General features: G+C 53.1%; 14 protein-coding genes and 2 pseudogenes. 11 read left to right on the top strand and 5 right to left on the bottom strand.

Annotated elements, in window-relative coordinates; genetic code table 11:
* Nucleotides 1-161 precede the first annotated feature (161 nt).
* Complete coding sequence (locus RGU75_RS23275; protein ID WP_322240116.1) at nucleotides 162-767, top strand: recombinase family protein; 606 nt, start codon at nucleotides 162-164, stop codon at nucleotides 765-767.
* A gap of 110 nt (nucleotides 768-877) precedes the next feature.
* On the opposite strand, the gene RGU75_RS23270 is transcribed toward RGU75_RS23275, so the two are convergent.
* From RGU75_RS23270 to RGU75_RS23260, 3 genes are all read right to left on the bottom strand, one after another.
* Nucleotides 878-2,182 carry a gallate dioxygenase gene (locus RGU75_RS23270; protein ID WP_322240115.1) on the bottom strand — a complete coding sequence of 435 codons (1,305 nt, stop codon included), beginning with the start codon at nucleotides 2,180-2,182 and terminating at the stop codon, nucleotides 878-880.
* 139 nt (nucleotides 2,183-2,321) lie between these two features.
* On the bottom strand, nucleotides 2,322-3,650 hold the full coding sequence (locus tag RGU75_RS23265) for an MFS transporter (RefSeq protein WP_322240113.1): 1,329 nt from the start codon (nucleotides 3,648-3,650) through the stop codon (nucleotides 2,322-2,324).
* 305 nt (nucleotides 3,651-3,955) lie between these two features.
* The gene (locus RGU75_RS23260) at nucleotides 3,956-5,161 is read right to left on the bottom strand and encodes a LysR family transcriptional regulator (RefSeq protein ID WP_322240111.1); all 1,206 of its coding nucleotides are present in this window, start codon (nucleotides 5,159-5,161) and stop codon (nucleotides 3,956-3,958) included.
* A 139-nt stretch (nucleotides 5,162-5,300) separates the two neighbouring features.
* Between RGU75_RS23260 and RGU75_RS23255 the strand changes: the two genes are divergently transcribed.
* From RGU75_RS23255 to RGU75_RS23215, 8 genes and pseudogenes are all read left to right on the top strand, one after another.
* Nucleotides 5,301-6,440, top strand: a complete 1,140-nt coding sequence (locus tag RGU75_RS23255; protein WP_322240109.1) for a 4-oxalomesaconate tautomerase — start codon at nucleotides 5,301-5,303, stop codon at nucleotides 6,438-6,440.
* Between the two features lies 1 nt (nucleotide 6,441).
* Nucleotides 6,442-7,509 carry an amidohydrolase family protein gene (locus RGU75_RS23250; protein ID WP_322240107.1) on the top strand — a complete coding sequence of 356 codons (1,068 nt, stop codon included), beginning with the start codon at nucleotides 6,442-6,444 and terminating at the stop codon, nucleotides 7,507-7,509.
* On the top strand, nucleotides 7,502-8,185 hold the full coding sequence (gene ligK / locus RGU75_RS23245) for a 4-carboxy-4-hydroxy-2-oxoadipate aldolase/oxaloacetate decarboxylase (protein WP_322240756.1): 684 nt from the start codon (nucleotides 7,502-7,504) through the stop codon (nucleotides 8,183-8,185). Before RGU75_RS23250 ends, ligK begins: the two co-directional genes overlap by 8 nt.
* Nucleotides 8,186-8,198: 13 nt before the next feature.
* Nucleotides 8,199-9,164 (top strand): annotated as a pseudogene (locus RGU75_RS24020) (DUF1932 domain-containing protein).
* A 147-nt stretch (nucleotides 9,165-9,311) separates the two neighbouring features.
* Entirely contained in the window at nucleotides 9,312-9,848 is a 537-nt protein-coding gene (locus RGU75_RS23230; protein ID WP_322240101.1) for a hypothetical protein, read from the top strand.
* A 313-nt stretch (nucleotides 9,849-10,161) separates the two neighbouring features.
* On the top strand, nucleotides 10,162-11,283 hold the full coding sequence (locus RGU75_RS23225) for a porin (protein ID WP_322240099.1): 1,122 nt from the start codon (nucleotides 10,162-10,164) through the stop codon (nucleotides 11,281-11,283).
* 248 nt (nucleotides 11,284-11,531) lie between these two features.
* Nucleotides 11,532-12,658, top strand: a protein-coding gene (locus tag RGU75_RS23220; protein ID WP_416186895.1) for an IS3 family transposase whose coding sequence is annotated in 2 segments (ribosomal slippage) — nucleotides 11,532-11,754 and nucleotides 11,754-12,658 — 1,128 coding nt in all. Because the reading frame shifts where the segments join, the coding sequence is not laid out codon by codon here.
* Nucleotides 12,659-12,736: 78 nt separating this feature from the next.
* A pseudogene (locus tag RGU75_RS23215) lies at nucleotides 12,737-12,928 on the top strand (hypothetical protein); the annotation flags it as partial.
* A 13-nt stretch (nucleotides 12,929-12,941) separates the two neighbouring features.
* Here RGU75_RS23215 and acnA read toward each other — a convergent pair.
* Entirely contained in the window at nucleotides 12,942-15,683 is a 2,742-nt protein-coding gene (gene acnA / locus RGU75_RS23210) for an aconitate hydratase AcnA (protein WP_322240097.1), read from the bottom strand.
* 201 nt (nucleotides 15,684-15,884) lie between these two features.
* The gene (locus RGU75_RS23205) at nucleotides 15,885-16,571 is read right to left on the bottom strand and encodes a metalloregulator ArsR/SmtB family transcription factor (protein WP_322240095.1); all 687 of its coding nucleotides are present in this window, start codon (nucleotides 16,569-16,571) and stop codon (nucleotides 15,885-15,887) included.
* 298 nt (nucleotides 16,572-16,869) lie between these two features.
* Between RGU75_RS23205 and RGU75_RS23200 the strand changes: the two genes are divergently transcribed.
* Nucleotides 16,870-17,199 carry an iron-sulfur cluster assembly accessory protein gene (locus RGU75_RS23200; RefSeq protein WP_322240093.1) on the top strand — a complete coding sequence of 110 codons (330 nt, stop codon included), beginning with the start codon at nucleotides 16,870-16,872 and terminating at the stop codon, nucleotides 17,197-17,199.
* Nucleotides 17,200-17,250: 51 nt separating this feature from the next.
* Nucleotides 17,251-18,687 carry a Fe-S cluster assembly protein SufB gene (sufB, locus tag RGU75_RS23195; protein ID WP_322240091.1) on the top strand — a complete coding sequence of 479 codons (1,437 nt, stop codon included), beginning with the start codon at nucleotides 17,251-17,253 and terminating at the stop codon, nucleotides 18,685-18,687.
* The last annotated feature ends 2 nt before the right edge of the window (nucleotides 18,688-18,689 follow it).

The following is an 18,689-nucleotide window of genomic DNA, read 5'->3' as shown; positions in this document are numbered from 1 at the left end:
TCGAATGGGTCGAATTGGTGTCACATTTTTATCGATTATAGCCCTTTGTATGTCATACAATAAATAACGGGTTAAGTGACAAATTTTGTTGAAGAAGTAATACTGCGGGACAATGTCACATAATCGACCGTATAAGTGACAAGTGAGTGACAGGTAAAAATATGCTAGTTGGCTACATGCGCGTATCAAAGGCGGACGGCTCCCAGAACACCAACTTGCAGCACGATGCTATGGTGGCTGCTGGCGTCGATCCAAAACATCTTTATGAAGACCAAGCTTCTGGCAAACGAGAAGATCGCCCCAGCCTCACCGCGTGCCTCAAAGCATTGCGCGAAGGCGATACCTTGGTGGTGTGGAAACTGGATCGGCTCGGCCGGAATTTACGTCATCTCATCAACACGGTGCATGATCTAACCGGTCGAGGTGTGGGACTCAAGGTGTTATCCGGAGATGGTGTAGCAATAGATACCACGACCGCCGCTGGCAAACTGGTCTTTGGTATCTTCGCCGCGTTGGCTGAGTTCGAACGAGAACTCATTTCCGAACGTACCATTGCCGGACTGGCTTCGGCACGCGCCCGGGGCCGAAAAGGTGGGAGACCATTCAAAATGACACCTGCCAAGCTGCGTCTGGCAATGGCTGCCATGGGGCAGCCTGAGACAACCGTAGGCGATCTTTGCGACGAAATGGGAATTACCCGGCAGACGTTGTATCGGCACGTTTCTCCTCAAGGAGAACTCCGGCCGGACGGCCAGAAATTGCTATAAAAGGGCTAATTAGGTGTGAGTCTTATAGTCCACCCAAAATCTGTTTCATAAGGTTGATTGCTCGACAAAATCAAATTATCGATCACATATCAAGTCAACTTTATGACGATTCATTTCCTGATTTCGCTATTCCATGCTAAATCCTTATCTACCTTTCCTGCCACCGAATACAGTGCACCTGGCGCATTGCGCGTCTGGCGAAATGTATCCAATGATTCGCCGCGCATGGCGGCATAAATATGCAGGTTGGACACTCCGACGACTGCTCCTAGCTTTTCTAACAAAAAGAAAATAACGCCGTAGTGAATCATGGCCCGCCAGTCGCGCTCAGTAATCATCTTCCTCTCCACCTCGGTCAACCCCGCTTCCTCAAAGGTGCTTTCGGCATCGCCAAGAAAACGTACCCGAAATTCTGGCTCTACCAGTTGATGGAGATACTGGTTTATGCGGTAGGTTCGGACACTGGTCTCAAGGCTAAAAGGATAGGTTCCTGGTAGTTTTTCGATACCCGCTAGCTGATGATTCATGTGGTTCATGTGTTCTTCACGTGCGCGCGCAGTGATAGTCTCTGACGCGGTAGCATCGTTCTCATACAGCGCAACGGCGATGCCGGTCATGGACGGCAGGTAGTAGTCTTTATGCAGGCACTTGATGTGACTTGACATAGCGCCGCGCATGATCAACCACATGATGACCTCGGCGCTTTCAAATCCGCCTAGCCGCGCAAAATCGGCATGGGTCATGTTGGTGAGGGACTCAGGGTCGTTTTCAATCAGGTTCAGAAATTCGTGGTCCCACGGGGTATTGTTAAATCCGGCGCGCTCACCATGTACTTGGTGAGATAGTCCACCGGTGGCAACCAGTACGACCTTTATATCGTCGGGATAGCTTTCAATTGCACGTCGTAACGCATTACCCAGCTTGTAACAACGGCGTGCGGATGGCACCGGGAATTGCAGCACGCCCACCTGCAGTGGCACGATGGCACCGGGCCAGCTTGGTGTGTTTGGCCACAGAATAGAGAGCGGAGAAAAGCAGCCGTGGTCCAGCCCTTTATCCTGGAAAAAAGACATATCGAACTCGTCGGCCATGAGCGACGCACCGATATGCCGCGACAGTGCGGGATGGCCGTCCACTGGCGGCAATGCACGCGCACCGCCGCCTTCATCTGCAACCCGCCAGGAGTCACCGATGCCGAGCGCGAACGCAGAATAATGATCGAAAAAGAAAGAGGTGACGTGATCGTTGTAGATCATCAGAATCACATCTGGTTTTTTTTCTGAAAGCCATTGCCTGACCGGTTCGTAAGCCTTGAAGATGGGCGCCCAAGCTGGGTCCTGTTGTTTGCCGGTATCCAGCGCAAAGCCAATCGTGGGAGTGTGGGATGACGCTATCGCGCCGATGATGTTGGCCATAATGAGCTCCTAATCCGCGCGCAGGCACGGACATGATGTGTGGAAAGAAAAATGCGATAGTCATATTGCGCCAGTGCCAGTGGAATTTCCGATCAAACGGAGAGCGAGGCGTACCTGCTCAACGTTCATCCGACATGTCTTATGCGCTCGCGGCGCGGGGGGCAAACCTGGTGAAAACAATTGAAAATGCTGCAATCATCGCGGGCACTGCAAGAATAGCGATGACCGCGCTGAATCCCCATCCCATCGATAGCATCAGACCACCGGCAAATGAGCCAGAGATGCTGCCAAAGCGGCCTATACCCAACATCCAGCTCACGCCCGTCGCTCTCACCGCAGTCGGATAGCACGCCGGTGCAAAAGCATTCATGCCGGTCTGCGCGCCGCTCATGCAGAAGCCAGCAAGCAGTACGTAGACGCCGAACAAGCTGGAGATGGCGCTACCCGAAGCCAACAGCACAATGAATATCGCGCCGCCGATATATGCCGTTGCAATAACACGGTTCGGCGTCAATTTGTCCATGTAGTAACCTACGGCCAAAGCCCCTACGGTGCCACCGAGCTGGAACAGTGCGGTGAGATTAGCGGCACGCTCGATTGGCAGGCCAGCATCTTTAATGAGCGTCGGCAGCCAGCCGCTGAGAAGATAGATGACCAGCAATCCCATGAAATAGGTAACCCATAGCGCGATCGTCATCTTGCGATAGGACGGCGACAGTAATGCTTTTACAGGCATACCTTTTTGCACCGGTGGTTCATTCAGGAGGAAGCGCGTGCCGCTGGAAAAGCTGCCACCGCAAACTCTTCGTAGAGTACGCGCGATCTTGTCACTGGGAAAGTTTCGTACCACCAAAAAGCGTGCTGATTCAGGTATGAGCCACAAATAAAATGGCAGACAGGCCAGAGGAATCGCACCGCCGACCATCAACACCGTACGCCATCCGTAATGCGGCAACAACGCCGCGGCACCGAACCCGACCAGTGCCGAACCGAGATTAAAGCCGGTGAACATCAACGCCAACAACGTGCTGCGCGACCGCTCGGGCAGATACTCTGATAACAGCGTGGTAGTACTCGGCATGGCCGCACCTAACCCAAGTCCGGTCAGAAAGCGCAGCACGGATAACGATGTCACGCCTGTACTGTAGGCGCTAAGGATGCTGAATATACTGAACAACGCCACGGCGGTCATTAATAGTTTTTTGCGACCGAATCGGTCCGATAGCGGGCCGACAAGCAATGCGCCGATAGCCAGCCCGAGTGGGGCGGCGCTCATCACAAGACCAAAGACCGCACGGCCAATACCCCACTCTTTGGTGATGCCCGGTGCGAGAAAACCCATGATGGCGACATCCATACCATCAGTCGCCACGATGAGAAAGCAAAGCCCAAGCAATAACCATTGGTAACCGGTCATTTTCCGGTCATTAATATAAGCCCGAACATCGAGCGTTTGAGAAGTAGTCATTTCGTCTCCTGAGAGAAATTCAATTATTGTTTTTGTAATTTATGGGGCTAATTACCGCAGTAGCGGGCCACCAAGACGCTGTTACTGCTGGCATGCAGATGTAGTAACTTGATAATTGAAGTCTACGCAGAGTGCCTATATGTCGCATTGCTCTCAGCTTCGAGAGCGTTGCAACTTACTTATTGGAGGTAGGTGGCCCACTTCAATTCATTGACTAAATATAGATGTATTTCGTCTCACGCTGCGAAATTATTGCTTCAAGTGCAATGACAAATCTTATCGAGGTGAGACCGTCAAAATATGCGCTATTGCCAGATTTTGGCCACGGATTGAAGTTCTGCCAGCAGCGCATTTGCACCGGGAGACAAGTACGCGCCAGCACGCGTTGTCACGCCAATTTGCCGGTTGAGACCATCCATTGGAAACCGCAATACCGTCAACTGCCCAGTGGTAATTTCATAATGCAGCTGATGGGCAGACAGCACAGTGATCATATCGCTTGACACAAGCAGTCCGCGAAGGAGGGCAAGGTCTCCTGTTTCTGCTGCGGGTTGTGGCGATTTTCTACCGTGGTCTTGAAAAAATTGTTCCAGCGACGCTCGCAGCGGCGTCCCGGCGCGGGACAATACCCAAGCGTACTGTTGCAAATCATCAAAGCTCAGCACAGACTTTGATGCCAACGGATGGTCGGCTCGGGCAATCACTGCCGTCTCGTCCTGCAGCAAGGTCGATGCTTGCAGCCCGTTCTCGGTTGGGGTTCGTAGCGCGCCGATAATGAAATCAACCCGACCGCTAAGCAGTCCTGCGGTGAGTTCTTCGTAGGTGCTTTCCAATGAACGCACCCGCAGTTGCGGATACTTTTTCAGTATGGATGTGATCGCAGTGGGCAGCACCAACGTGCGCGCAAGCGGAAGCGCACCCACCGTGATGACGCCTTCGAGCACGCCCTTTAGCGCGGCAACGTCGGAAACGATATGATCCAGTTCCACCAGCGCGCGATTGAATCGTAAAATCCAGCGTGTTCCAGCGTCAGTAGGCATCATCCCTTGCGCGGTACGACGGAACAGCGTCTGCCCAAGAGCGTCCTCCAGTTTTGTTATCGCCTGGCTAATCGCCGACTGCGACATGCCCATCACACGTGCCACGCTTGGCATGTGATGCACGTCAGCCAGCAGGACCGCGCTCTGCAGGCGGCGCTCATTAAACAGTGCTTCCATGCTCCCAACAAAGCCGCCTTCGCGCGCAGCAAACCGCACCGCGTCATCGCGAACATCGCGCAACTCCGCCTCGATAATGTGGGCCCGCAAGCGCACGGTTTCTCCGGCCGCCGTCAATAGCATACCGTTTCCTTTGCGCTCAAACAGCTGAATTTCAAGGTGTTTTTCCAGCGCCGCCACCGATCTCCCCACCGCAGAAGACGCGCGATACAACAGGTCCGCAGAGCGACGTATCCCTCCCGTGGCAGCAACGGTGCTAAATACATGAAGATGGTGAAGGTTCAGGATAGGCATGGAGTAGGAGGATAGCTGAAGACGCGCTCACTGATACAACTTGATAAGCAAATTAGAACGCTTATCACGGTATAAGGCAACCAAAAGACGCGCTTACCTGCAGATACTAGACACATTCAAGTCAGATGACCTTTTTACCATGACCACCACATTTAACACTGAATCTGATCTGCTTCCAGTGCCTTGCATGCTGATGCGTGGTGGCACCTCACGCGGACCATTCTTCCTCAACTCCGACTTGCCGCAGGATCGGGCCTTGCGCGACAGCATATTGCTGGCCGTCATGGGTTCGCCGGACCGCCGCCAGATTGATGGACTGGGAGGGGCTCATCCGCTGACCAGCAAAGCTGGCATCGTAGGCCTCAGCAGCAAGCCCGGCGTTGACCTCGAATTCCTGTTTGCGCAATTGCAGCCCGACAACAACACGGTCGATACCACGCCTAACTGCGGCAATATGCTGGCCGCCGTTGTCCCGTTCGCGCTAGAGCGCGGCATCATCGTTGCCCAAGGCGACACCACGACCGTCAGAGTGTTGACCCTGAACACCGGCATGCAATGCGACATCACAGTCCAAACACCAAACGGTCGGATGCAATATGGCGGCGATGCCAGAATCGACGGCGTACCCGGTACATCCGCACCCGTCACTATTAACTTCCTCGATACAGCCGGTTCAGTATGCCCTGCGTTGCTGCCAACGGGACGCGCACTGGACACCATCGCCGTGCAAGGTAGTAACGTTGCGCCTTTCACCATCGACGCGACACTGATTGACAATGGCATGCCGATGGTGCTGGTAAGGGCTGCGGATCTCAACCGCAGTGGTAACGAGACCGTGGCACAGCTAGACGCCGACACCGAACTGAAGGGAAAACTAGAAGCCTTACGGCTACAGGCAGGCCCGATGATGGGACTGGGCGACGTCAGTAAAAAAAATTATCCAAAGATGTGCCTGCTTGCCCTACCACAAGCCGCAGGTAATATTATTACCCGCTGTTTCATTCCTCACGTCTGTCACGACGCCATCGGCGTACTAGCCGCAGTGACCGTGGCCACCGCTTGCGTACTGGAAGGATCGGTCGCCCAAGGCTTGGCTGTCGTCCCGGATGGCATCACCAAAATCATATCTGTCGAGCATCCGACCGGTGAATTTAGCGTCGAACTCGGACTGGATCCTGCTCATCCACAAAGCGTTACCCGCGCCGCCCTGCTTCGCACCGCTCGTCTGATCATGCGTGGCGAAGTCATGATTCCCGCATCAGCCTGGAAAGGAAAATAATATGCAACATCCGTTAATCATTGATTGCCACGGCCATTACACTACCGCCCCTAAAGCGCTGGAGGATTGGCGCAATCGCCAGATCGCCAACCTTGCGACTCCGAAGCTTGGACCGAAACCTTCGGAGTTACGAATCAGCGATGACGAACTGCGCGAATCGATTGAAACTAACCAGTTGCGTCTAATGAAGCAGCGTGGCCTGGATATGACGATTTTCTCGCCGCGCGCAAGTTTCATGGCGCACCATATTGGCGACTTCAACACCAGCGCCACCTGGGCTGCGATCTGCAATGAGCTGTGTTACCGGGTATCGCAACTGTTCCCGGATAACTTTATCGGCGCGGCGATGTTGCCGCAGTCAGCCGGTATGGATCCGAGCAGTTGCATTCCCGAGCTTGAAAAATGCATGGCCGAATACGGCTTTGTCGGCATCAATCTGAATCCCGACCCTTCCGGTGGCCACTGGACATCGCCACCACTGTCGGATCGCCACTGGTATCCCCTTTATGAAAAGATGGTTGAGTATCAAATTCCGGCAATGGTCCATGTCAGCACCAGTTGCAACGCGTGCTTTCACACCACCGGCGCGCATTACCTGAATGCCGACACCACGGCTTTTATGCAGTTCTTGTCCAGCGACCTGTTCCATGACTTCCCCACGTTGAAGTTCGTGATTCCGCACGGCGGCGGCGCCGTGCCTTATCACTGGGGCCGTTTCCGTGGGTTGGCGCAAGAAATGAAGAAGCCGCTACTGAAAGAGCATCTGCTCAACAACATCTTCTTTGACACTTGTGTCTATCACCAGCCGGGGATCGATTTACTGACCAAAGTTATCCCGGTTGACAACGTTTTGTTCGCCTCCGAAATGATCGGCGCGGTACGGGGGATCGATCCCGAGACCGGCAACTATTTCGACGATACCAAGCGTTATATCGAAGCGTCAGTCCAGCTAAGCGCTGAAGACCGCTACAAGATTTACGAAGGCAATGCCCGCCGTGTATTCCCGCGTCTGGACGCTGCTCTAAATGCTAAAACGAAACAAGAGGATACACAACATGTCACTGAATAATCTCGGCATCGTCAAACGCAATATCCAACGTGCAAGTAAGGCCGACGTCGAAGCTCTCTCAGCGTTCGGCTCCGCTACCATTCATGAAGCCATGGGGCGGGTTGGCCTGATGTGGCCGTACCTCCGTCCTATCTATGTCGGTGCATACATGTGCGGCACAGCGGTAACAGTGTTGCTACAACCTGGCGACAATTGGATGATGCATGTCGCCGCCGAGCAAATTGAACCGGGAGATGTCGTAGTAGCAGCCGTTACGGCGGAATGTACCGATGGCTATTTCGGCGACCTGCTCGCGACTTCCTTTCGTGCTCGCGGCGCCAAGGGTCTTGTCATTGACGCCGGTGTACGCGATATCAAGGATTTGACCGCGATGCAGTTTCCAGTATTTTCAAAGGCGATCAGCGCCAAGGGCACCATCAAGGCGACCTTGGGTTCGGTCAACATACCTGTGGTCTGCGGCGGCGCGATGGTCAATCCGGGTGATGTGGTGATCGCCGACGACGACGGCATCGTTGTGGTACCCGCCCAATTTGCGGCCGCGACTGCGGCGGCGGCGGCGGCGCGCGAAGCTAATGAAGCCGAAAAAAGGGAAACGCTTGCCAGCGGCGTCCTGGGCCTTGACATGTATCAAATGCGCGATTTACTAGCCAAGGCAGGGCTGCGTTACATCGACTGATATGACCTGTACCATGACAAATAATTATATTGGAATAATCGGCTATGGCGAGGTCGGTAGGATATTTGCTGCCGGGCTCAAGGGACAGCGTGGGATTACGTCCGTCACAACCTACGACCGAAAGCTTGAGAATTCTGGTACGGAGCTGGAGCTTTTAAAGACTGCCGCTCGCGCTGGCATCGACGCTGGCATCGATATTGCCCCCAATTTGGGAGCCTTATGCGACGCGGCAACACTGATTATTTCGGCGGTGACCGCTTCTAATACGCTGGCAGTGGCACAGGAAGCAGCCCGACATATTCGGCCGGGTACCCTATTCCTAGACCTGAACTCGGCTTCGCCCGGTACTAAACGTCAGGCGGCGTAGGCCATTGAAGAGGCAGGAGGCCATTATGTGGAAGCCGGGGTGATGAGCTCGGTACCGCCGCATGGCATTAGGGTGCCAATGCTTCTTGGTGGCGCAAGAGCCGACGAGCTGGCACCTGCGCTGCGCGCCTGGGGCATGGATGCCACGATAGTTGCCGTCGACATCGGTGTAGCTTCCGCAATCAAAATGTGCCGCAGCATCATGATCAAAGGTCTGGAGGCGCTGGTCATCGAAAGCTACAGCACCGCGCTGTACTACGGGGTGGCCGACAAGGTGCTGCCGACGCTGGCTGAAACCTTCCCGCAAATTGACTGGTCGGCCCAAGGTACTTATTTCTTTAATCGTGTTGTACAGCATGGCAAGCGGCGGGCTGAAGAAATGCGTGAATCTGCCGCCACAGTGCGCGAGGCCGGATTTGCGCCACTGATGGCCGTCGGCATCGCAGAAAAACTTGACTGGGTCGCTACGCTGGCAAGTGACGGCTTGTTCGACAAAGTCCCAAAGAGTGCGTCATGGCAGGAGTATGCGGAACGACTACTTTTTGCAGGTAAAGAAGAGATGACAGGAGAATTGACAGCACCGCAACCGGTACTTAATGCGACCGCTGACTAGTGACGATTATCAATGACAGCGGCATCGTTTCACAAATGTCCGCTGGCGAAAATTCGAAAGTGTACGCGGTATGCGTGCAATTGAAGGATGTGGTGAAACGTGATGTTTGTAAGGAAGTATTTTTTAATAAAAAAGAGGAGATTAGACATGGCTAGCAACATACATATAAGCGGCGTTGAAGGCAACGGTGATTCGACATCATACGCTTCAGAAATGCCGAGTTGGAAAGCAATCATACGCGCCGGAGTGATCGCTGGTTTGACCGGCGGAGTAGTTATCTGGATCTACGAAGCCCTTGTTTGGGTAGGAGCGCAGCATTTATTGCCACTGGCTGGAATTCCTAGAAACGCAACGGGCTTGGTGTTCGGAAAAGAGGTCCAAGAGTCGATCGGCATATGGGCTTACATCATCGGTATTGCCATCCACTTTATTTTCTCAAGTGCCTGGGGTGTCTTATTTGCCGCCATTTGGCCGTATTTTTGTCGACGCGGGTATGAAGCAACGCTAGTAGCGCTTTTTTACGCCATGTTTGCCTGGATCATCATGCATGTGGCGATCATGATCGCCTCCGACAACCACCCTAATTACTATGATCCTGTCGTGATCATCGGGGGATTCATGTCGCACTTCTTCTTTACGGTGCCCTTGGCACTGACTGTCAAGCGCCGACTGTCTATTCAATAAATACGCTAGCACTACTTTGTAAATACTTTACGTGCGGCGCTTTAACGATCATTACCCATTGTGCGATAAGTGCAGGCTGCTTGTCGCGTGGAAAGCGATTTCACCGCCGTCTTTTTGGAGATTTATGGACGGATCCTTGAGTGAGTAAGGCGCGAAGTGCGTGACGACAGCTTGTTGCGCATTAAGAATAAATGATGGCGTTGTCTACACGCCAAAAAAATATCGAATCAACCTGTTGCACCACTCCGAAGAAGAATACAAATATCTTTTGAATGAAATGCGTCAAATATATATATAGAAAAGGGGAGAACTTATGAAAAAGAATATCAACATTACATTAATGGCCGCATCGCTGGGAATGGTCGCTAGTTCAGCCGCATTCGCACAGTCTTCGGTAACACTTTACGGCGTACACGATATGTTCAGTGGCTATCAATCGTCAACGGTCGGAGGTAAGCACACTTCACTGACGGTGCTCGGTAACAACGGTGAAATGACAAGTCGCTTGGGCATCCGTGGTAATGAGGATCTCGGTGGCGGTTATAAGACCACGTTCGATCTCGAAAATGGATTTGATCCAGGTACAGGCCAACAACAAAATTCCTTCCGCTTGTTTGATCGCCAGGCTTGGGTCGGCATTTCAGGTAATTTCGGTGAAGTGCGCGCCGGGCGCCAGAACACACCAATGTTCGCTTATAGCGGGAACATGGATGCATTCGGTGCAGCAACCTATGGGTCTGCTTACAACAACTTTTCCAATTGGCTGGCGCGCGTCGATAACGACATTAGCTATACTTCGCCGAAAATTTATAATTCACAAATTGAATTGCATTACTCGCTGGGCGAAAAAGCTGGCAATATTGCGGGCAATGCGGTCTATCAGGCGGCGGGACAGACGCAGCAGGGGCCTGTTTTCTTTGCGTTGGCTTATCTGATCGCGGCAAATGCTACCAACACCAATCGCGTTCAGGAATTCATGGCCGGCGGGAATGTGGACTATGGCCACGGAAAAATCTATCTTGGCTATTTCCGTGCGAATGAGGTGATTTCGGCGACGACCGGCAACGCGCTCAGCAATCCTGCGGGAAAATACGATCCGACCGTCGGTCCGGTAAGTAACACGCCTGGTAACTATCATAACACTTATAGCGTTTCCGCAGATTATCGCGTCAACCCTGTAACGACGATTGCTGCTGGCTATGGCTTGATCAAGGATAGCTCTTCTTTTGGGAATAATGCCAGACAGGTCAGCCTGATCGTGAATTACGATCTGTCTAAACGGACGCGACTTTATTCCGTTGCGTCGCGATTGAATAATTCCAATACCGCGCAGTTAAAGATGGCGGGTGCCAGCATCACGACTGGATCTTTTCTGACGCCGGGCGCCGGGCAAAGTGAAACAGGTGTTCAAGTCGGAATCCGTCATTTGTTCTAATTATTGAAAAAAAGGCATTCACACAGGTGAGGCATGGTGCCTCGCTTGTGTAGAGACGTGTTTCTACGCATTGCCACCAACACGGCTGAACGCGGGTTCATTCGCAACTATCTCTGGTTTGATGTGAGGGCACACCGTTAATTCTGGTCGAAAAGATAATAAAAATCTACAATATATAAAAAATCTATAGTTGGGAAGAAGCATTATAACTGTAACGCTTAACCGTAGTTTCTGTTCCGTTACTCCCCATACCCCTATTAGAACAAGGTCTGTCAGGAAGAGAGGCGGCCATGCGACTAGGGATGTCGCAAAGTAATTTGAACAAATGGGTAGTTCTTACCATGGGTAATAAGTCTGGCAAAATGATGACAGTGGCTGGATCTCGAAGTGTGGCGGAGCTGGAAGAAGAGCTAGCTAAAATGCGGCGTGAACTGCATGAAACGCGCCAGGAACGCGATATATTAAAAAAAGCAACGGCGTACTTTGCACGGGAGTCGCTACCCGGTACGCGCACGTGAAAACATTGCAACTCCACTATCCTGTGAAGCTACTGTGTAAAGTATTGGTCGTATCACGCAGTGGTTTTTACGATTGGCTGACACGTGTTCCGAGCGAGCGCAGTTGCGAAGATGAACGGTTAAAAATAGCAATCAAAGTAGCGCATCGACGTACCCGTGAAACGTATAGCGTAAGACGTTTGCAGCCTGAATTGGCAAATGATGGATTTACGGTTGGGCGGGATCGGCTCACGAGATTGCGTCGTCAGTTAGGCATTGTTTGCAAGCAAAAGCGGCAATTTAAAGTGACGACCAATTCCAATCATAGCTTTCCAGTGGCTGACAATTTACTGAATCAAACGTTTAATCTGACTCAACCGAATCAAGTATGGGTCACTAATATCACCTATATTCCGACTCAAGAGGGCTGGTTATATTTGGCTGGTATTAAGGATGTCTTTACCTGTGAAATCGTCGGTTATGCGATGGGTGATCGGATGACGCAAACGCTAACCAGCCGTGCTCTATGGCGTGCAGTAGCACTTCAACGACCATCCGCTGGACTGATCCATCACTCTGATCGTGGCAGCCAATATTGCGCCCATGCTTATCGCCTGTTGTTAGAGCAATTTGACATGCAAGCGTCCATGTCACGCAAAGGAAACTGTTATGACAATGCACCAATGGAAAGTTGTTGGGGCAGCTTAAAAAATGAGCTGGTACATCATCGGCGATATGCCACCCGTGCCGAAGCTGAGGCATCTATTGGTGAGTACATCGAAATCTTTTATAACCGTCAACGAAGGCATTCACGATTGGGGTATTTATCCCCAGCTGCTTTTGCTGATAATTTTAACCGGCAGAAAACATCTGCTTGAGACGTGTGTCCGGGATTGACAGTTCACCTCATAACAGGGTGAACGGAAAAAATAGTACGCTAGGATATGTGTTAAAGCGTGGTCAATACGGTCGCTGCAATGCTCGAACTTAAGATAAAAGTGTCCGTCGTCCTGGGCGGCAATTTCGCCACGACGACCCCTGATACCTATCGCACGTGGGACGCCCTGCGCTCGTGTGACCTAACCGAACACATAGCGACGAAAGTCAATCGCAGTCATCCGGTCCACGGCAAGGACATCTTTCTCCTTGCTGTAAAGCCGATCACGCAGTCTTTCTGGACGCCAGCTGGCGCAGCACATAATGCAGGATGCCGCCGTGGCGGAAGTACTCTACTTCCTTTGGCGTGATCAACAACACCTGCGCTTTGAAGGAAACCGGGCGACCATCACTGCTGGTGGCGACAACGTCGGCGATTCGGCCAGCACCATCTCGCAGACCGGCAATGTCGAACGACTCATCGCCCGTCAAGCCCAGGGATGCGCCATTCTGACCGGCCATGAATTGCAGCGGCAGCACCCCCATGCCGACCAGATTGGAGCGATGGATGCGTTCGAAGCTCTCGGCGATCACTGCCTTGACGCCTAGCAGCAAGGTGCCCTTTGCCGCCCAGTCGCGCGATGAGCCTGTGCCGTATTCCTTGCCAGCGATAACCACCAACGGCACCTGGTCGGTCTTATATTTCATCGCCGCATCGTAAATCGCTAGTTTTTCTTTCGACGGATAGTGGATAGTGTTACCGCCTTCCTCACCGCCGAGCATCAGATTCTTAATGCGGATGTTGGCGAAGGTTCCGCGCACCATCACGTCGTCATTGCCGCGACGCGAACCATAGGAGTTAAAGTCCGCGGGCTGCACCCCTCGCGATTGCAGGAAGCGACCGGCCGGCGAGTTGGCCTTGATGTTGCCGGCGGGGGAAATATGATCCGTGGTGATCGAGTCGCCGAACAGGCCAAGCATCCGCGCAGCGTGAATATCGTCGATGCTGCCAACGCTCATCTGCATGCCTTCGAAGTAGGGTGGGTTCTTGATATAAGTCGAAGCCTCGTCCCATGCGAATGCTTCTCCATCGGGCGAGGAGATCTGGTTCCAGCGGCTGTCACCGGCGAAAACATCGGCATAATTGCGCGTGAACATGTCCGGGCTGACGCTGCGCGCGATCAAGTCACCGACTTCCTTGTTCGACGGCCAGATATCATGCAGATAGACCGGTTTGCCGTCGCCGCCAGTACCTAGCGGGTCACGAGTCAGGTCGATGTTTACCGTGCCGGCCAGTGCATAGGCCACGACCAGCGGTGGCGACGCCAGATAATTCATTTTCACTTCCGGATGTACACGGCCTTCAAAGTTGCGGTTGCCGGACAAGACCGCAGCCACGATCAGGTCTTTGTCAGCGATGCGACGGGACACATCGTCGGGCAAGGGGCCGGAATTACCGATGCAAGTCGTGCAACCGTAGCCGACGATGAAGAAGCCGAGTTGTTCCAGGTCAGCGAGTAGGCCTGCCTTGGTCAAGTAATCAGTCACCACTAATGAACCTGGAGCCATGGAAGTCTTGACCCATGGCGCAGCCTTTAAACCCTTAGCCAGAGCATTGCGAGCGACTAGTCCAGCTGCCAGCATCACCGCAGGATTGGACGTATTGGTACACGATGTGATCGCGGCGATAACCACTGCACCGTCTTTCAGCTCAGTATCGTGCCCGTTCATCAATACTGGACTCGAAGCGTGGACTGAGGTGTCATGCTCGACGGCGGTGTCGCCGCCCTCGTCTTCGAAGCGTTGAGTGGATTGTTTGTCCGGCTTGCGGTTGGCGGTGAAGCCCACGAGGTTGGTCGTGAAATTGTTCTTCATGTCCGATAACTGCACGCGGTCCTGCGGTCGTTTCGGACCGGCGAGCGATGGTAACACCGTACCCATGTCCAGATGCAAGGTTGCACTGTAATCGGCTTCCTGGTCGCTGTGCCACAGGCCTTGGGCCTTAGCGTAGGCCTCGACGAGGCCGATATGTTCTTCACTGCGGCCGGACAGGCGCAGATAACTCAAGGATTCGTTATCGATAGGGAAGATCCCGCAAGTGGCGCCGTATTCCGGTGCCATGTTGGCGATGGTCGCTCGGTCAGCCAGTGGCAAGTAGTTCAGGCCGTCTCCATAGAACTCAACGAATTTGTTGACCACGCCAAATGCACGCAGCATTTGTGTAACAGTCAGCACGAGATCAGTCGCGGTTGTGCCTTCGGGCAGCTTGCCGGTAAGCTTGAAACCGACCACTTGCGGAATCAGCATCGAACTCGGCTGCCCCAGCATCGCGGCCTCGGCTTCGATGCCGCCAACGCCCCAGCCGAGCACACCCAGCCCATTGACCATTGTGGTGTGTGAATCGGTGCCAAACACCGTATCGGGGAACGCGTACTTCACGCCGTCAATAGTGCCCTCCATCACTACGCGCGCCAGATGCTCGAGGTTCACCTGATGCACAATGCCGGTGTTGGGCGGCACAACCTTAAAATTGTTGAAGGCTTTCTGGCCCCAGCGCAAGAAGCTGTAACGTTCGCCGTTGCGGGCAAATTCCATCTGACCGTTAATCTCGCGGGAGTCGGACTTACCGAAGGAATCGACCTGTACCGAATGGTCAATCACCAGCTCGGACGGGATCAAGGGGTTGATGTTGGCGGCCGAACCACCTAGCTTGACCACTGCGTCGCGCATCGCCGCAAAATCGACGATGCAGGGCACTCCAGTGAAGTCCTGTAGCACGACGCGCGCCGGCATGAAGGCGATTTCTGTTCTGGGTTCTTCCGTTGCTTGCCACTGAGCGACTGCCTCGATCGAGGCTTTGGTGACCGACACGCCGTCTTCGCCGCGCAGCAGGTTTTCCAACAAGATTTTCATCGAAAACGGCAGACGGGCCAAGTCGAAGCGCTGGCCCAGTTTCGCCAAGCTGAAGATGGCGTAGTCGGTGCCGTTAACGCTGAGAGTGTCGCGGGTGGAGTAAGAGTCGTTCATAGTTTCTCCCGAAAAATGCAAAAAATGCAAGACCGGTAACACTCATAGTCTGCCAATTAATATACTCTCTTAGAGATAGCAAGCCCAAACCGCCGGAATTTGTCCTACCTGCCAACATTGGCAACTTATATGTATTGACCCGTCAACCCCAAGAGGCTGACGATTGCAAGTCATTGGGGTTTCAAACGCGAGTCACTACAACTACTGGCCGGAGTTCGGCAAGGGCACGCCAGGCTCCTCCAGGATGCGGTAAGTACAGCGGCGATCGCCAGCGAGGAAGTGCTCGACGCGCTCAACCGTGACACCGACGCCGAGAACCGCACGGAACACCGTCAGTTCGCCGCCGCAGAGCTTGGTACAAAGGTGCGCTGCTTTGGCGATCGCGCAGTGATTCTCGACGAGTTCGATCACGCCAGTCTGGGCGGGGCCGCACTCGGCCATAAAGCCTTCCTCACGGCGGATCCTGACCAGTGCGGCCACGCGCTGGGCTAGTGGCAGGTCTGGGCTGGGCATCCGTGCGCGATAGGCGACCACTTGTTGGCGCGTCCATTCGTCGGTGACTCGTTCCAGGCCTTCTTCGCCGAAGACGCTCTGAACCACCTGCAGCATGTCAACCGCGAGCTGGGCGTGGTGATCCGGGAATCGTTCATGGGCCACGGCTGTCAGCTGCCAAATACGTGCAGGTCGCCCCAGTTTGCGCTGCTCGTCGCTGAAATCGACCAACCCCTCTGCGTTCAAGACGGAAAGGTGCTGGCGGACGGCCATAGCCGTCACGGTCAACTGTTGTGCTAGCGCAGAGGTCGACTGAGGTCCGTCCCTCTTAAGCAGGAATAGGATGCGATCGCGACCGGAACCGGGCTCTGACGCGCTCACGTTGGCAGCTTGCATAGTCACCTATCTTTCCATTCATTTAAAATTGAATTATTGATAATTTTCCCAGCTTTTGCCCAGAAATTATTTAGATTATAAAGTATTTACTAGTCAAATGACATAAGCATATAATATACTTTGCAAAGTATCTTAAAGTTCGACGAGAAGGCGACCAGGGTGTCGATGACACCACCTCCAGCCGTCATGCTCTGCCGCGCCGTAATAAGTAGACGTAACCAATGACGACGCAAGGAACTAATGGACATCTCGGCTTAAATACTTGGCGATATAAGCCCAATTTGAAAGGCAAATAGTTATGACAATCACTTTGACGGAAAAAGCAGCAAAAAAAATCCTGGCGCAGGTGGCGAAAAACGGCAGCGGGGTGGGCTTGCGAGTGGGTATAAAAAAGGTCGGCTGTTCCGGCTTTGCATACACATTCGACTACGCCGACGAAGTGCGTGCTGGAGACCAGGTGTTCGAGTCGCATGACGCAGCGCTGGTGGTCGATGCTGTCAGCCTGCCATTTCTCGACGGCTCACACGTTGATTTCGTCAAGGAAGGATTCAATGAGACGTTCAAGTTCGACAATCCCAACGCCGAAAGCGAGTGCGGCTGTGGTGAAAGCTTCAACCTGAAAAAATAAATCCGGTTCGCAATGAATGCTCATTGCGTGGAAAACATTGAGGTAAATAGTATGAGTGTGGCACTGCAAAATCTAGTCAACCAACCCTACAAGCACGGGTTCGTGACCAACATCGAATCAGAGGTCGCGCCTAAGGGCCTCAATGAAGACATTATTCGTATGATTTCGAGCAAGAAAAAAGAACCCGAATGGCTGCTCGACTTTCGCCTCAAGTCGTACCAGGCATGGCTCAAGATGACAGAGCCGGAGTGGCAAAATTGCCATCATCCTGCCATCGATTATCAGGCCATCAGCTACTACGCCGCGCCCAAGCTGAAAGCTAAGTTAGCCAGTATTGATGAGGTTGATCCTGAATTGTTGCGCACCTTCGAAAAGCTGGGTGTACCGCTGCACGAGCGCATGGCGCTGGCGGGCGTGGCGGTCGATGTGATTTTTGATAGTGTCTCGGTAGCTACCACCTACAAGCACAAGCTGGCTGAAGTCGGTGTCATTTTCTGCTCAATGTCGGAAGCGGTACTGGAGCATCCCGAGTTGGTACAAAAGTATCTCGGCAGCGTAGTACCGAATACCGATAATTTTTACGCTGCGCTTAACTCGGCAGTATTTACCGACGGCTCGTTTTGCTTTATTCCCAAGGGCGTCAAGTGTCCCATGGATTTGTCGACCTACTTCCGCATCAACACCGAAGAGTCAGGGCAATTCGAGCGCACCTTGATCATCGCCGAGGAAGGTGCCTCAGTGTCCTATCTGGAAGGTTGCACCGCACCGGCGTTCAGCACTAATCAACTGCATGCGGCGGTAGTTGAATTGGTCGCCCTCGACAATGCCGACATCAAATATTCCACCGTGCAGAACTGGTACGCGGGCGACGAAAATGGCGTCGGTGGCATTTACAACTTTGTAACCAAGCGCGGCCTGGCCAAAGGTGTTCACTCGCGTATCTCGTGGACCCAGGTTGAGACCGGTGCGGCGATTACCTGGAAATATCCATCGGTGGTTTTGTTGGGGGATAACTCGATCGGTGAGTTTTATTCGGTGGCGGTGACCAATAATTATCAGCAAGCCGACACCGGCACCAAGATGATCCACATAGGCAAAAATACACGCAGCACGATAGTGAGCAAAGGAATTTCCGCAGGCAAGTCGAACAACAGTTACCGCGGGCTAGTCAAAATTGCTGCCAGCGCCAGCGGTGCGCGCAATTATTCCCAATGCGATTCGATGCTGATTGGTGAAGAGTGCGGTGCCAACACCTTCCCGTATATCCAGGTACTCAATAACAGTGCCCAGGTTGAGCACGAGGCGTCAACCTCGAAGATAGGCGAAGACCAAATGTTTTACTTTGCCCAGCGTGGTGTCGATGCCGAGGCTGCGGTATCGATGATCATCAATGGCTTCTGTAAAGACGTATTTCAACAATTACCATTGGAGTTTGCGGTCGAGGCGACCAATCTCCTCAGTTTTAAACTCGAAGGGAGTGTCGGATGATT

Source organism: Glaciimonas sp. CA11.2 (assembly GCF_034314045.1).
GTDB lineage: Bacteria > Pseudomonadota > Gammaproteobacteria > Burkholderiales > Burkholderiaceae_D > Glaciimonas.
The sequence above is the reverse complement of the archived record's forward strand: the minus strand, read 5'-3'. Positions and strand labels throughout refer to the sequence as shown.

Coding starts and splice junctions, on each gene's coding strand:
- RGU75_RS23275 (WP_322240116.1), top strand. CDS start 162: ATGCTAGTTGGCTACATGCGCGTATCAAAGGCGGACGGCTCCCAGAAC.
- RGU75_RS23270 (WP_322240115.1), bottom strand. CDS start 2,182: ATGGCCAACATCATCGGCGCGATAGCGTCATCCCACACTCCCACGATT.
- RGU75_RS23265 (WP_322240113.1), bottom strand. CDS start 3,650: ATGACTACTTCTCAAACGCTCGATGTTCGGGCTTATATTAATGACCGG.
- RGU75_RS23260 (WP_322240111.1), bottom strand. CDS start 5,161: ATGCCTATCCTGAACCTTCACCATCTTCATGTATTTAGCACCGTTGCT.
- RGU75_RS23255 (WP_322240109.1), top strand. CDS start 5,301: ATGACCACCACATTTAACACTGAATCTGATCTGCTTCCAGTGCCTTGC.
- RGU75_RS23250 (WP_322240107.1), top strand. CDS start 6,442: ATGCAACATCCGTTAATCATTGATTGCCACGGCCATTACACTACCGCC.
- RGU75_RS23230 (WP_322240101.1), top strand. CDS start 9,312: ATGGCTAGCAACATACATATAAGCGGCGTTGAAGGCAACGGTGATTCG.
- RGU75_RS23225 (WP_322240099.1), top strand. CDS start 10,162: ATGAAAAAGAATATCAACATTACATTAATGGCCGCATCGCTGGGAATG.
- acnA (WP_322240097.1), bottom strand. CDS start 15,683: ATGAACGACTCTTACTCCACCCGCGACACTCTCAGCGTTAACGGCACC.
- RGU75_RS23205 (WP_322240095.1), bottom strand. CDS start 16,571: ATGCAAGCTGCCAACGTGAGCGCGTCAGAGCCCGGTTCCGGTCGCGAT.
- RGU75_RS23200 (WP_322240093.1), top strand. CDS start 16,870: ATGACAATCACTTTGACGGAAAAAGCAGCAAAAAAAATCCTGGCGCAG.
- sufB (WP_322240091.1), top strand. CDS start 17,251: ATGAGTGTGGCACTGCAAAATCTAGTCAACCAACCCTACAAGCACGGG.